The sequence below is a fragment of the Aidingimonas lacisalsi genome (assembly GCF_008079445.1).
Classification (GTDB): domain Bacteria; phylum Pseudomonadota; class Gammaproteobacteria; order Pseudomonadales; family Halomonadaceae; genus Aidingimonas; species Aidingimonas lacisalsi.
Genome location: NZ_VRYH01000002.1, coordinates 411,245 through 426,318, shown reverse-complemented (window position 1 = coordinate 426,318; position 15,074 = coordinate 411,245). Strand labels below are relative to the sequence as shown.

Here is a 15,074-nt window from a genome sequence, read left to right as displayed (position 1 = left end):
AATTCATGTACACATTGATGGTTGCCGACGACCACCCCTTGTTTCGTGACGCCATCGTCGGCGTGTTGCGTGACGGTATGCCCGACAGTCGCGTCATTGAGGCCGATAGTCTGGCGACAGCACTGGCCCAGGCCGATTGTCATGACGACCTGGACCTGATCCTGCTGGATCTTGGCTTACCGGATGCCGAAGGGCTCACGGGCCTGGAACGCCTGCGGGATACCGTCCCATTGATTCCTGTCGCCATCGTTTCGGCAGATCAGGATCGCACCACCGTTCTTGAGGCGATGAATCTGGGTGCCGTCGGCTATATTCCCAAGTCGACGCCTCGTCAGACACTGCTTGCCGCCCTCACGCAAATACTGGAGGGCAACGTCTATCTGCCTGCAGATATCATGCGCCGTTCCGATACAGCAACACGCGCACAGGTCACGAATCTTTCCGCTGATCAGACCTCGCATCACGGTAGCCTCGATCTGCTCACCGACAAACAGCGCGAAGTCTTGACACATATGGCACTGGGAGACTCCAACAAGATGATTGCCTACCGCCTGGCCATTGCCGAAACGACGGTAAAGACACACGTATCTGCCATTCTGCGCAAGCTCGGTGTCACGAGTCGGGTGCAAGCAATCCTGGTCGCCAACGACCTGGGATTGGGGCGTCAGAACGAACGCCCCTGAGTGGAGTCGAGCATGTTGAGCAGTAGCATTTTCAAACGCAACGGCTTCACGGGTTTGAGTAAACAGGCGTAGCCCAGATCCCGGGCCTGACGTTTCAAGTCGGCATCGTGGTTGGCAGTAATCACCAGAACCGGCAGTTCCGGCTTCCTCGTTCGCAATGACTGGGCCACTACCAGACCATCGGGCTCCCCTTCGGATAAATGGTAATCGACGATCAGCATATCCGCCTCGTACTCACCGGCCACTTCGAGCCGCTCCAGCGATGCGGCGCTCACCACTTCGGCACCCCAGCCCTCCAATAGCGCCTCCATGCCTTCGCAGATCGCCGGGTCATCGTCGATGACCCATATCCTGACGCCATCGAGCAGTGATCCAGACGGCTCGCTATCCTGAGCGGACGGCCTTTGTGAGGGCAGCCGGCCATAGGGCACCAGAATAGAAAAGGTGGCACCCTGACCCGGTTGCGACATCAAACGGAGCGGATGGTCCAGCATGGTGGCAATACGATCGACAATCGCCAGCCCCAAGCCTAGCCCTCGGTCCTTGTCTCCAGCGTGCTTCGTGGCACGGCGAAACTCGAGGAAAATCGCCTCGCGTTGATCGGCGGGGATACCAGGCCCCGTATCGGCAACGATGATTTCCACACCGTCAAGCCGACGCCGACACCCCAGAAGCACTCGGCCCTCGCGCGTGTAGCGAAGTGCATTGGCGAGAAAATTGCGTACAACGCGCGCCAGCAGTTGCAAATCGGAATGGACAACGGTCGAGCTCGAGACATAATGCAGGGAAAGCTGCTGACCGATGGCGATCTGCCGGTACTCTTCCGCCAGCACATCCAGCAGTTCCGATACCGGGAATGCCGCCACATCAGGCTTGAGAACCCCTGCATCCAGCCGGGAAATATCGACCAAGGTGCCCAGCAGGCTCTCGACATCCTTCAGCGAACGGCCGATGTGCCCCACCAAAGCCTGAGATGATTCGGGCATCGTATGTTCAGCCAAGGCGCTGGTGAACAGTCGTGCCGCATTCAAGGGTTGCAGGAGATCGTGGCTGACAGCAGCGAGGAACTTCGTTTTCGAGAGATTCGCGGCTTCGGCCTCCGCCTTGGCGTCACGCAACCCCTGCTCGGCAGCCAGTCGTTCGTCTATCTCTTCGCGCAGTTTGGTATTGAGCTGCCCCAATTCGGCATTGGCCTGACTCAGTTCATCGAGGGTCCGGTGCAGAGTTTCTGTGCGCTCGCGAACCTGCTCGGCCAATAACACGGCGTGTTCGAATGCCGCATAAGGGGCTCCGCCGGCAACACCACTGGATTCGACCCGTTCGATCAATGCATGACAGACCTTTCGCAAACGCGCATTTTCCGCTGCCAATGCCTGTTCACGTGTCGTCGTTGCCTCGTCCGCCGAGTCGACCGTCGGCACGCCCAACGACAACCCCGGTAAAGGTCTGGTTGATGTGCATGCCATGATGCTGCTCCCCATAGGTGTTGAATCCGATCACGCCATGGCGGGCCAGCAAGTGCGACGCTGCATCGACCTGCCCCAGCGACTCGAGTTCCAGCCGGCGCAGGAAACAGTCGCACCCGATGACCAGCTCAGGGGGCCCCAAACGTGACTCCAGCTCGCTAAAGATGGTTTGCAGGTCGTCGAGGATAGGAGCCGGTTCCATGGCAGTGAGCACGATGCCGTTCTCGACGGCACAGTAAAAACTCAGACTACCATCGGGGTTCGCCCGCTGAATCGACCGCACATAGTACTCATCGCCGATCTTCACGGCCAAGGGATGGCGAGCGAAGATCGATTCATCGAGATCGTCGACCGCACATCCCACAAGGCGCGCATATTCTGCGGCTGCCGGCGCGGCATTGAGTTCATTGACACGACGTTGTCCACGATCCGCAGCGGTCACGACCAGTTTCTCGCTACGCGAGCGCAGATGATGAGTCGTGAACACATCAAACGGCAGGTTCGTATTGAACATCACGACGACGGCTGCCTGACTGTGAAACCGACCGTGGTGATAGACATGCGTATGCGCCAAATGGTTGTCATCGCCAGCCGAACCGCCAAAGCTGGGTATACTGCCCAGTGCCGCATCGAGTGTCGCCAGCACCTGTTCTTCACAACTGGACAAGCCATCCAGCAACGTCAAGGCGAAGCTGTGGCCACTGATGGGCGCCAGAGCCTGACGACGACAGTCCCCAAGCAGAGCATCCGTCAATCGTTGAGCCCGTTCCAGGTCAAAGCGTTCCAGATCCTCGACCAACGCCAGCGACATGGCAAAATGGCGCCGATCGAATCCGATCGCCACGATGCAGCCACGATCATATCCCTGTGGCGTGATTTCACCCGCTGTCGTGCACCCACTGACAGGTATCCCCTCAAAGGCATCTTCCAGGGATCGACCTAACGCTGCCAGCGGATATTCCGCACTGCAAAAGAACAGCACGAATCCCAAGGTTTCATGATGAAGGTCCGCTGCCAACTCGCTCGCAGCCAGACAAGGATCGTACCGATCACTGCACGCCGTACGCAGCACGCTGTCCGAAGCGACATCGCCAACCGGTACCAGGGCATTGGCAATCGACAAGTCAAGCATGACGGCATCACTGGCAAGAACTTCATTGCAGTGTATGCCCTACCCGAACGCTTTCACAATGATGTCATGGGCCGTCTTGCCTCCGCGACCTCCTGTCTTGTGCTGGTGCAACCCGCGCCAACTCCAGTACAGCAACAGCATCGGCGCCTGACAGGCGCCGATGCATGCACGACTCAGGATGCGATGCAGGATCAGGCACTGGCCTCCACGGCGACTTCCTGGCCTCCCCGCTTGATCAACGCGTAGCTCACCCCCGTGATCAGTGACCCGATAATGATCGCGGCCAAGTACAACAAGACCGGTGTGATCGCATTCGGTATCAACAACACGAAGATACCGCCATGGGGTGCCATCAGCTTGGCCCCAATCAGCATCGAGATCGCCCCCGTAATGGCTCCACCGACCATACATACCGGAATCACTCGTAGCGGATCCTTGGCCGCAAAGGGAATAGCGCCTTCCGTGATGAAACAGAACCCCAAGACCAGTGAGGCCTTTCCCGCCTCACGTTCGGGATCGGAGAATTTCGATCTGGCGATGAAGCTGGCAATGCCCATGCCGATGGCAGGTACCATGCCTGCAGCCATGATCGCCGCCATTGGGCCGTACGTTTCCGTGGACAGCAGACCGACGCCGAATGTGTAAGCGGCTTTGTTGACTGGGCCCCCCAAGTCGAAACACATCATGGCCCCCAACAGTACACCCAATACCACAGCGTTAGCCGAACTCATGTTTTCCAGGAACGACGTCAAGGCCGACAGGATGCCTGCAACGGGTTCGCCAATGATGTAAATCATGATCAGCCCAGTCACCAGACTGGTGATCAGGGGGATGATCAGGATCGGCTTGAGCGACTCGATGCTCGACGGCAATTTGACGTACTGCGCCACTGCCTTGGCTACATAACCGGCCAGGAAGCCGGCCAGAATACCGCCGATGAAGCCGGCTCCCACTTCGGAGGCCAACATCCCTCCGATCATGCCTGGCGCGATGCCTGGCCGATCGGCAATCGAATACGCGATATAGCCAGCCAGGACGGGGATCATCAGGGCGAATGCCGTACCGCCACCGATCTGCATCAACGCTGCGGCCAGCGACCCCTCTTCCTCGGCGGCATTAATGCCGAATACGAACGAGAGAGCAATCAGCAGCCCCCCGGCGACCACCATGGGGAGCATGAAGGACACCCCGGTAAGCAAGTGCTTGTAAATGCCCTTTTCCTTGATGCTCTGCTTGCGCTCACTGCCGGTCCCTGACGCCGACACCCCCGACTGGATCTCGGCGTTTTCCAACGCTTCCTCGATCGTGGGACGCGGTTTCTTCAGGGCATTGCCGGTCGAGGTATACCATACCGGTTTACCGGCAAATCGCGTCGGGTCGACGTCGATATCACAGGCCAGTATGACCAGATCGGCATTGGCGATCTCTTCATCGGTGAGTTGGTCCTGGGCGCCAACCGACCCTTGGGTTTCGACGCGAATCTGGTGCCCCATGGCCTTGCCGGCCTCGGCAAGCGCTTCGGCCGCCATGAACGTGTGGGCCACACCGGTAGGACAAGCCGTTACCGCCACGATCTTCCGGCCGCCCGGAGCCGCAGGCCCCGTGGCGGTCTGTGGTTCGGCAGGCGCACGATAAGCCGTTGCTTCCCGATCAGCCCGGTCCAGAAAGGCGGACGGGTCAGGCAAGGCCTGATCGATCGGCGCCTGATACAGGCGCTTGCCTTCAAAACGAGGGGGGGCCGGCACATGATCAGCGGCCACGATCACCAGATCGGCCGCGTCAATCGTCGCCTTGTCGACCGGCGTCATGGGCTCCAAATCACCGTGCATTTCCACCGACACTTGCCAATCACGCTGTCGCGCGGCCTGTTCGAGACGGCGGGCGGCCAGGAAGGTCGTTGCCATGCCACTGGGGCAGGCAGTGATCAGAATTATCTTCATGCGAGCGCTCCATCTGCGTCGACATCGTCAAAACGACGCACGCAAGTCTGTTGTTGGAGTTGATGGATATCACCGACGTGGGGGTTGCCCACACCGACATGTCGAACGGATTCCGCTGCCAAGGCGGTCGCAAAGCCCAAGGCCTGTTCCGGTGGATGATCTGAAAGTACGCCATGCAGCATGGCAGCGACGAAGGTATCACCGGCGCCGACCGTGCTTGCGACGGGCACCACCGGCGGTATCGCCAGGTACTCTCCGCGATCACTGACCCAAAGCACGCCCTGCTCACCTGCAGATATCAACGCTTCCTCGATGCCGACACGATGCAGACGCCGTGCGGCCGAACGACGTTGCGTATCATCTGACAAGACCACCCCGGCCCAATCGGCGAGTTCATGCTCGTTGGGCTTGATGGCGGTGGGGGCGGCGCCGATTGCCTGAGTCAAGGCCTCGCCACTCGTATCCACCCATACCGGTAGGCCTTGCCGACGCAGGCGTCGAATCAAGCCGGCTTGATCCTCAGGCGTCATGCCGGGTGGCAGGCTACCGGCAATGACGACGGCCTCGGGCCGTCGGACCGGGTCGTCTGTCAACCTGTCGAGCCACGCCGTCCAGCGCTTCCAATCCGAGCGCTGGATGCAGACTCCGGGACCGTTGATATCGGTCACACGACCATCGCTTTCAGCGACCTTGGCATTGATGCGCGTCTCACCGGAGACGCGCAGAAAGGCGTCGTCCACCCCCAACGATTGGAACAAGCGCAGGAATGGGCCATCGTTCGCGTCACCGAGGAAACCGGATACCGTGACGTCATGACCTAGAGCAACCAGTACACGCGCCACGTTGACTCCCTTGCCGGCCGCATCCAGATGCGTTTCGTCGGTCCGGTTGACCTCACCGAGCACCAGACTGGGTAAACGGATAGCCAGATCCAGAGCGGGATTGAAGCTCAGCGTCAGTATCCTGGCCATTACCGTGCCTCCAAGGCTTCGCGTACGGCCTCACTGGTCGACTGGGTCAGCGCAAGCTCCGCCTGATACCGTGCGTCAGCAACATCGAAATCGCGTAGCCGCGCCTTGACCAAAGGCACCTGTCGAGCCGCGACTGACAGTTCATCGACCCCCAGTCCCACCAGGACGGGGACGGCCAACGCGTCGCTGGCGAGTTCCCCACAGACCCCGACCCACTTGTCTTGCGCGTGTGCCGCTTCGACAGTCATCTGGATCAGCCGCAATACAGCGGGATGCAGTCCATCGGCCTGGGCAGACAGTTCAGAGTGTCCGCGATCGATAGCCAGTGTGTACTGGGTGAGGTCGTTGGTGCCGATCGAGAAGAAGTCGACTTCCGCCGCCAGGCTCGGTGCCAGCAGAGCGCAGGAAGGGATTTCGATCATCACTCCGAGCTGAACATCGGTGGCACGATCGCTCTCGGGAATCTCCGCGAGCAGGCGGTCCAGTATCGTCTTGGCCTGACGAAACTCGGCGATGTCCTTGACCATCGGCAACATGATGCGCAGCGGACTACCGCTACCTGCCATCAATAGCGCACGCAGTTGCGTTTCCAGAATCTCGGGCTGGGTCAATGACAGACGAATGCCACGCAAGCCCAGGAACGGGTTGTCTTCTGGCGGAACCGGCCAGTACGGCAGCGGCTTGTCTCCCCCCACATCCAACGTACGCGCGACGAGCGGTCGTCCCCCCAGATCCTGTACCGCGGTGCGGTACTCGGCGATCTGGGTATCAAGATCCGGTGCCTGTGCATGCGCCATGAAGATGAACTCGGTGCGCAGCAGTCCGATACCTTCAGCGCCGCGCTCCACCGCATCCTGCGTATGTGCTGTATTCCCCAGGTTGGCGGCAACCTCAATGCGATGCCCATCACGCGTACGACCTTCCTCGAAGCGGGCAGCCCAGGCATCGCGCTCGAGCCGCTCACGCTCTTTGAGACGCAACTCGGCACGCTGACGGCGTTCAAGGGATGGCGAGGGTATTACCCGCCCACGTTCACCATCGAGGACGAGTTCGACCCCATTGTCGAGCCTCATGATACGCGGACCGGCCCCAACCACCGCGGGAATGCCCAACGCACGAGCCAGGATGGCACTGTGCGCCGTAGCGCCGCCTCGAGCGGTCAACAGACCCTGGACTCGACTCGTATCCAGACGCGCCACATCCGAGGGGCCGATATCGTCCATGACCAGGATGTAGGGGCGCTCCGGCGGCTCCGGTAGTTCGATGTCACATAATACGCCCAGGACACGTCGCCCCACGTCACGCAGATCGGCCGCACGTTCGGCCAGTAACCGATCGGCCAGCATTTCCTGAGCATGGGCGGCCGTTTCAATGGCCTGCCACCAGCCTGCCTCGGCAGAAAGACCTTCGCGAATGCCTTCACGCGCCGCTTCATGCAATTCCGGATCGTCGAGCATCTCCTCATGCATCGACAGAATTTCCGAAACCTCGCCGCCCGGCGCCTGCCGGATCAGTACCGCCAACTGCTGCCTCGCTTCCTGGATGGCGACATCGAGCCGGCGCGATTCCTCCGTCGGTTTTTCAGCTCGCTCGGGATACTCGAAACGCGGCGGACGCATGACAAACGCTTCGGCGATGGCCAACCCTGGAGACGCGGCAACCGCCAAGTGCGCCGTATCGGCCTCGAGAGGCTCGATCACGGGTTCCGCAATGGGTTCACTATGCTCACGCCCTTCCTCGAAGGGCACCACCTTGTCCCCCAGCCCCTCTTGGACCGCACGGCATACGGCATCCAGTGCTGCATCAGCGCCGGTGCCCTCGGCAGAGAAAAGCAACTGTTGCCCACGACGCGCGCCCAGACCGATGACCTTGGTGAGGCTGGCTGCGGAAACGGCACCTCCACCCCCTTCCGCCAACCTGACCTTGACTGGCACCTGCTGTTCACGGGCTATCTGGACCAGTTGCTTGGCGGGACGCGCATGGAGACCATGCGCGTTAAGCACCCGAGCCTTCGCCGTCCGGGCGCTCGCAGACTCCCCGGACAACCGCGACAGCACAGTGTCAGAGTCGGCGCCGACCAGCGTCTCGCCCGACTGACTGTCCAGCAACGTCACAATGCGCTCCAATAGATCACGGTGGGCTTCCCCTTGCGCCGCAAGGCACAAGACGCCATTGACCGTACCTTGGGATCCTTGGAAGCTGGCTTCCGGTGTGGCCAGCGACAATGCTGGCGTCTGCACACCCGTCGCGCTCGAGACCAACCACAGCCCCTGCCCCAATGGGCAAGGTCGCTGGTCGGAGATGGCAGCGATGAACGTATTGTCGACACATCCCGACTGTCGTAATCTCGCTGCTCCGGCCAAGGCCAGTTCCAGGGTATCGAGAGCGGGAAAATTCAAGCACAGGGTATCGGAGTCCAGCCGTGACTCGACCGGTGCCTTCGACAAGAGCGACGCGATTTCACGAGCAGAGTCGGCCGCCGCCAATCGATCCGCCACTCCCTCTCGGTCCAACACATGCGTCAATTGTCGCAAGATATCCAAATGCTCATCGCTTTGCGCAGCGATCGTGACCAGCACGTGCACTCGGTTACCATCGTGCCACTCGACGCCGGCCGGGAACTGGATGACCCGAACGCCTGTTCGTTTGACATGTTCACGACTCTCCGGCGTGCCGTGGGGAATGGCAATGGCATTGCCAAGATAGGTCGATGACTGCGATTCGCGGTCATGCAGGCCTTCCCGATAGGCCTCGGTGACTAGACCGGCATCGCTCAGTGATTGAGCGGCGAGATCCAGCGCCGACCGCCAATCATCAGCATGACGGTCGAGGATGATGTCATCCTGGTCGAGTGTCAGCATGTTGCTCTCCCGTACGAGGTTCGGTGTGCGCCCGGCACACGACATGACCTCTGGCTCCGACGTCCCTAGTGTGCGATCAACGTTCATCCGTCGAAAACGTTGAATGATTCATTGAATGACTAAGCTGAATCGTGTCACCTTCAATATAAGAGCAATGCTGAATCGTGTTCAGCCATTTATCAAGCAATAGCGTATTCGACCTTAGCAGGGGGTAGGCAGCCCCATGTTTCACGTAGAATGGGGCCATCGCTGCCCCACCATCGGCATAATAGAGGATGACGACAATGACACTCGCCGAAATCGCCAGACTGGCTGGCGTCTCGCGCACGACTGCCAGCTATGTCATCAACGGCAAGGCCCAGGAGCGGCGTATCAGCCAGGATACCGTCGATCGTGTCATGGCGATCGTCGAGCGGCATCATTATCGAGTCGATGCCCAGGCCGCTGCCCTGCGTCGCGGCTCCAGCCATACCCTGGGGCTCATCATCCCTGACCTGGAGAATGCCAGCTACGCTCGCCTGGCCAAACGTCTGGAACGAGGGGCTCGTGAACGCGGTTACCAGTTGCTCATTACCGGATCCGACGACAACCCCGACAGTGAACGGGAATTGGCTCGCGCACTTAGAGCACAGCGTTGTGAAGTTCTGATCGTCGCCAGTTGCCTGCCCATGGATGATGCCTTCTATCACGACCTCATGGCATCAGGGTTGCCGATTATCGCCGTGGACCGAGCACTCGATCCTGACCATTTCGTCAGTATCGTCAGTAACAACCAGGCCGCTGCCATGTCGCTGACACACTCCGTGCTGACGCCGGATGTCGATCACATTGCCTGGCTGGATGCAGTCCCCGAACTCTCGATCAGCATCGAGCGACGAGCGGGCTTCAATAAGGCGCTAGCGGGTCGCGAACTGGAGATCACCACTCTCAGTGCCAACCGCTACGATCGCAGTGAAGGAGCTCGTTTGATGCGTTGGCTTCTCCGCCAAAGTCCACTGCCAGACGCCTTGGTAACAGCGTCCTACACGCTGCTTGATGGCGTTTTCGACGTACTACTGGAAAATGGTGGTCTACCTCAGGATCTGCACCTGGCAACATTTGGCGATGATCGACTGCTGGACTTCCTGCCGTTGGCTATCAACTCGCTCCCCCAGGACCATGACCGTATCGCCGACTTGACGCTGGACCGTGCCATGAAGGCAGCAGACGGCAAATACCAGCCTGGGCAGGATGTCGTCGAGCGCTCCCTCAAACACCGAGCGGAGTCAGCCGTCAGCCTGTCATCACCGTTGTCGGAACTGCCTTGATGCTGTCTCATCAGGCCTGTGCCTGATGCTCACGTAGCCATTGATCGAGCGCTTCCAATGCCAATGGGCAGTGGCCTTCGAAATCCTGCCAGGCTCGCCGCACACTATCAGGATTATCGGTACGAGCCGCTGATTCCAATGTATGAGCGTATTCCGCCAGCGTCATCAACCCCAGGCTTGCCGCCTCCCCTTTCAGCAGATGGGCCAATCGCGAAGCCGAGACATAACGGCCTGCTTCGACATCGGCTTCCAGTTCCTGGCGTCGTGTCTTGAGCTGATCGGCAAACAGGGTCGTCAACGAGGCAATACCATCGATCCCCATGGACGAACAGAGCTCGCTCAGTATCTCTGCATCGGGTTCTTGCGCGGCATCGACACCTTGATAAGGCCTTTCGTCACCGCTAGGTAGCGCCGACGCATCACCCTCGCTCAGATGTCGAGCCAACACGCTGGCCAGGGCATCATGGAATAGCGGTTTGGTCAGATAATCCGCCATCCCCGCAGCCAAGCAGCGAGCGCGCTCTCCGACAGTCGCTCCCGCCGTCATCGCCACGATCGGCAATTGTGCAAACCACCCACCTCTGGCGCGCAAGCGCCGGGTCACCTCGATTCCATCCATGCCTGGCATCTGAATATCCATGAAAACCAGCGCATAACGCGTCGTCTCGATCATGTCGAGCGCTGCCAAGCCATCGGCAGCGACCTCGACATGACATCCCAACCGCTCGAGCATGGCCACCGCCACTTGCTGATTGACCTGGTTGTCTTCGACCAACAGGAGCGTCGCTTCGCCCTGAAACGACAACTTGGGTGGTTCTGCCGTCGGGAGAGCCTCTTCGACATCGGCCGTCGACAAGGGCAGAACGATCCAGAAACGGCTGCCCCGTTCTAATCGGTTGTCGGCGCCGATCTCTCCACCCATGGCTTCGACCAGGCGCTTGCAGATCGCCAGCCCGAGTCCGGAGCCACCAAAGTGTCGCGCTGTCGATGCGTCTCCCTGTCGAAACGGTTCGAACAGGATGTCACGCATACCGTCAGCGATCCCGCACCCCGTATCGAGGAGTTCAATGCACAACCGTTCACGCGGACGGCGGGAAGCGCATAATACGATCTCACCCTGCTCGGTGAACTTGATGGCATTCGAGAGCAGGTTCAATAACACTTGGCGAAGTCGCCCCGGGTCACCAAGCACCCGATCCGGAAGATCCTCGGCTATACGCGTATACAATGCCAGTTGTTTGCCGGAAGCACGCGGTTCGAACAGTCCAACGACACCTTCCAGCACCTGGCGCAACGAAAACGGCACACGCTCGATTTCAAGACGTCCTGCCTCGATCTTGGAAAAGTCGAGTATGTCATCGATCAAGCTAAGCAATTGCCCGGCACTATCGTGAATGGTATGGGCATAATGTCGCGATGCTTGATCCAGAGGCTGTTCGAGCAACAGATCACTCATGCCGATGACACCATTCAATGGCGTGCGAATTTCGTGGCTGACCGTCGCGAGGAACTCCGACTTGGCCTGACTTGCCGATTCAGCACGTTGTGCCGTCGCCTCGAGTTCACCACTCAAGCGCTCGAGATCGCGTCGGGCACGAGCATTATCCCGTACTTCACGGACCAGGAAGATGACCACCAGCATGGCTGCCAGACTCATGGCCACGATCAAGGCCAACAGCAACCCATAGAGTTGATTGAGCGAGCGACGCTCGGACGTGGCCGTTTCTGCAATGTGTGCATTGATGGCGATGACCAGCCTTTCGGTGAGCTCACCTAGTTCTTGCAGGTCAGCATCGAGGCGCTGCCGATCCTCTGCGGCAAGCTGCTCCAGTGCTTCGAACTCAGTATCGAGATGCTCCAGATGTGCTTCGATTCGCGGCATCAACTCCCTGGCATCGGGAATCGACGCGAACAGTTCCCCGATTTCGCCACGCCTTAGCACATTGATTCGACTATAGAGGAGCTCGAAGTGCAGCTGTAGGTTATCCACAGGCTCCGATGCATCCGTCATGGCCAATATATTGCGCAACTGTACGGTTTCACGATCGAGCTTGTAAGCCGCCCAAGCCGTGTCACCTCCCACACTCTCAGCCAGACTCTCCTGACGCCATAACACCAATCCCACTACCACGACGGCCGAAGTAAACAGCAGTAATGACGAGAACACGCCAATCTTCAATCGTAGTGGGTAGCGCAGCATGAAAATATGGCCCGATCTTACTCGACATGAATGTTCGATACCTGCCAAACCGAACGAAACCGGATGGTCTCGTTACGCAGCTCGGGGTGATCGTCAAAAGGATACAGCACGAAAATCGGACCGTACTCGCGAATCGGCATTGGTTCGCCATCACGCTCCATCGCTAGAATCACAGCGTACTCTTCCAGATCCGAACGCGGGATCTTGGCCGCAAAATCATTCAAGGCCCTGACCTCGAACCAGGTACCTCGAGCACCAGCGGCATCCAGTACTGCCGTGGCTAACGGGCCTTCATAACGACTCTTGCCATTCGTCCAGGGTGTGTGGGTCTCGATGACACGTGATGGCAGTGCGTCGAGCATCTGTCGATCAAAACGTGCTTCGTCCCCCACGTTCGGATTGCTGATGTCGCCACTTACCGTCAGCATCACATCACCATCGGGTTGAGGCAGCTCATGAGACCATGCCGGCATGATCAGAGAGAACAGCAAACACCCCAACAGGGAACGGGGAATGAAACCCAAACGCATGACGACCGCCCGAATTCAACAAGTGACGCGACAACAATATACGGCAAGATTACGCGATCTTTGGCCAGGGGTCAGTTCCCCCCTCGATATTCGACTCACTCGCGAATATCTTCCAAACCATCCAGGTAACGTTGCAACTGTTGCACCCGGTCCCGCAACACAGCATTGCGACGCAATTGCTCGGCCACCGGTATCAGCGTCCCTTGGCCCAACTCGGCCTGACGGAACTCCTCATGATAGGCGGAGATGAAGCGGAACTCGGCATCTCGGCTTTTCTCCCACGCTCGTTGAGACGCATCCAGAGCCTCACGCGCCTCGCTGCCAAGCGCACGCGACAGGCGATTCTTCAACTCCTCGACCTCCGCTTGCCACTCTTCGTAGGCCGCATGCGTACATTCACGCATCGAACGCGTCGTCCAGTCCCCCTCTTCCATACAGAGATCGAGGCGGTGCTCAATCGGGTGGGTCACGGAAATCGCATCCTGCGGGTCCGATTCCGTCTCCGCATACCCTATCGATGCCGGCAGCATCGCCAGTATCATCCAACTCACGCAATGAGTTCGCTTTGCGTACTCCATTTCTTCTCTCCTAACACCATGCCGTTGACTCGCCATCGTGTGCGGCTACGTACTCAGGCGAGCACATCGACCGGCATACCCACATCGAGCCATCCAGGTGTCATGACGATGAGATTCTGCCCGAACAGGATCTTGCCATCGGGGCCGCGACGATAGGTCGACAGAGTACGCAATGGCTCTCTATTCGGCATGAAGCGCCCTGTCGACGGATCGACGGTAATCATGACGCAACGAGAACAGGGCTTGGCCACGGCCAGTTCAACGTCTCCGATCCTGAGACGCTGCCAGCCATCCTCGGCATAGGGTAGCGCCCCCTTGACGACAAGGTTGGGTCGAAACTGTGACATCCGCTGCGATGCCTCCAAGCGTGAATTCAGATCTTCCAGCGAAGCGTCACCGATCAGCATCAATGGGTAGCCATCGGCAAAACTGACGCGTTGACCAATCGATTGGCGATAACGCGGTGAACGTTCACCCAACCACAATAGTTTCACGGGTTCGCCCAGAGCCTGTCCCAACCATTCATCCGCCTCCTCTGTCGTCGTCAAGGCATCGATGACATCACCCCACACCTGAGTCTGGAAGACCTGCCGGGAGAATGCCTCATGATGTAGCGTCAACGACTGCAATTCAGGATGATTCAGCACCAGTCCCTCTGAACACAACGTTACCGTCACTCGTTGCAGGTGCGGATGGGTACGTGCAGTCACGAAGGTGCCATCGGGTTTGACAACCATATATCGCCGATCTCCGACGATGCCTTCTTGGCTGACATGAACGCCGGTGAGCGACTCACCGGCCGTCGATTTGGCGGGATAGCGATATAGCGCTGACACGACAGGGCGGGTTACTGTCATCCTTGATATTCCTATTCGCAGGCAAAGGGGGCTCAGGATAGCTCGCACCCCAGCATAGCCTTGAACGCTGATGGCTTGCCAGCGATCCGAAATATCGGATCACGCGTCAACGCACGATCATGACCGATACCTTGGCGTGATGGACGACATGTTCCGCATTGGGCCCTAACACATAGTCCGCAAACTTGCGCTTGGTGTGCGACGCCATGACGATCAAGTCGATATCGAGCTTTTTCGATGATTTGATGATCGCTTCCCAGGGCGAGCCATCGATGATCGACGTCTTGACGTCGATATCCTTCGGAACCTGCTGCTCGACGAAAACGCGTTGTGCCTCGATGACCCCTGCGCGTGCTTGCTTAGCAAAATCTTCGGGAAAATAGGAGCCAACCATTGGCATGCGATAGTCGGGTATCACGGTGACGATGTGAAGAGATGCCGCAAAGGTACGACACAGAGTCAATGCCGTGGGTAGCGCCTTGGTCCATGACGAATCCTCGTTCAGATCCACCGGCAGCAGAATTTTACTGTACATGTCGAGTTTCTCCA

At 58.9% G+C, this 15,074-nt stretch carries 12 protein-coding genes; 2 read left to right on the top strand and 10 right to left on the bottom strand.

Annotation, left to right across the window (positions count from 1 at the left end; translation table 11 throughout):
* Positions 1–5 precede the first annotated feature (5 nt).
* The gene (locus FVV99_RS05230; protein ID WP_148252973.1) at positions 6–683 is read left to right on the top strand and encodes a response regulator; all 678 of its coding nucleotides are present in this window, start codon (positions 6–8) and stop codon (positions 681–683) included.
* Here FVV99_RS05230 and FVV99_RS05225 read toward each other — a convergent pair.
* The 5 genes from FVV99_RS05225 to ptsP all read right to left on the bottom strand — a co-directional run bounded on the left by FVV99_RS05225 (position 665) and on the right by ptsP (position 9,053).
* On the bottom strand, positions 665–2,149 hold the full coding sequence (locus FVV99_RS05225) for an ATP-binding response regulator (RefSeq protein ID WP_148252972.1): 1,485 nt from the start codon (positions 2,147–2,149) through the stop codon (positions 665–667). The genes FVV99_RS05230 and FVV99_RS05225 overlap by 19 nt on opposite strands.
* On the bottom strand, positions 2,061–3,281 hold the full coding sequence (nosP, locus tag FVV99_RS05220) for a nitric oxide-sensing protein NosP (protein ID WP_148252971.1): 1,221 nt from the start codon (positions 3,279–3,281) through the stop codon (positions 2,061–2,063). Before nosP ends, FVV99_RS05225 begins: the two co-directional genes overlap by 89 nt.
* Before the next feature lie 191 nt (positions 3,282–3,472).
* Positions 3,473–5,221: a PTS fructose-like transporter subunit IIB gene (locus FVV99_RS05215; RefSeq protein WP_148252970.1), complete on the bottom strand. Its 1,749-nt coding sequence runs from the start codon at positions 5,219–5,221 to the stop codon at positions 3,473–3,475.
* Positions 5,218–6,192 carry a 1-phosphofructokinase gene (gene pfkB / locus FVV99_RS05210; RefSeq protein WP_148252969.1) on the bottom strand — a complete coding sequence of 325 codons (975 nt, stop codon included), beginning with the start codon at positions 6,190–6,192 and terminating at the stop codon, positions 5,218–5,220. The genes FVV99_RS05215 and pfkB overlap by 4 nt, the downstream gene beginning before the upstream one ends.
* Positions 6,192–9,053: a phosphoenolpyruvate--protein phosphotransferase gene (ptsP, locus tag FVV99_RS05205; protein ID WP_148252968.1), complete on the bottom strand. Its 2,862-nt coding sequence runs from the start codon at positions 9,051–9,053 to the stop codon at positions 6,192–6,194. Before ptsP ends, pfkB begins: the two co-directional genes overlap by 1 nt.
* A gap of 284 nt (positions 9,054–9,337) precedes the next feature.
* Here ptsP and cra point away from each other — a divergent pair, with 284 nt between their 5' ends.
* Positions 9,338–10,360, top strand: a complete 1,023-nt coding sequence (gene cra, locus FVV99_RS05200; protein WP_148252967.1) for a catabolite repressor/activator — start codon at positions 9,338–9,340, stop codon at positions 10,358–10,360.
* Positions 10,361–10,370: 10 nt separating this feature from the next.
* Here the strand turns inward: cra and FVV99_RS05195 are convergent, their stop codons facing one another.
* The 5 genes from FVV99_RS05195 to FVV99_RS05175 form a co-directional block, all read right to left on the bottom strand.
* The gene (locus FVV99_RS05195) at positions 10,371–12,560 is read right to left on the bottom strand and encodes an ATP-binding protein (RefSeq protein WP_148252966.1); all 2,190 of its coding nucleotides are present in this window, start codon (positions 12,558–12,560) and stop codon (positions 10,371–10,373) included.
* Positions 12,561–12,577: 17 nt separating this feature from the next.
* Positions 12,578–13,090: an oxidoreductase gene (locus tag FVV99_RS05190; RefSeq protein ID WP_148252965.1), complete on the bottom strand. Its 513-nt coding sequence runs from the start codon at positions 13,088–13,090 to the stop codon at positions 12,578–12,580.
* Positions 13,091–13,185: 95 nt separating this feature from the next.
* The gene (locus FVV99_RS05185) at positions 13,186–13,668 is read right to left on the bottom strand and encodes a lysozyme inhibitor LprI family protein (RefSeq protein WP_161598962.1); all 483 of its coding nucleotides are present in this window, start codon (positions 13,666–13,668) and stop codon (positions 13,186–13,188) included.
* A 53-nt stretch (positions 13,669–13,721) separates the two neighbouring features.
* The gene (locus tag FVV99_RS05180; RefSeq protein WP_148252963.1) at positions 13,722–14,525 is read right to left on the bottom strand and encodes an MOSC domain-containing protein; all 804 of its coding nucleotides are present in this window, start codon (positions 14,523–14,525) and stop codon (positions 13,722–13,724) included.
* A gap of 106 nt (positions 14,526–14,631) precedes the next feature.
* Positions 14,632–15,060: a universal stress protein gene (locus FVV99_RS05175; protein ID WP_148252962.1), complete on the bottom strand. Its 429-nt coding sequence runs from the start codon at positions 15,058–15,060 to the stop codon at positions 14,632–14,634.
* Positions 15,061–15,074: the final 14 nt, after the last annotated feature.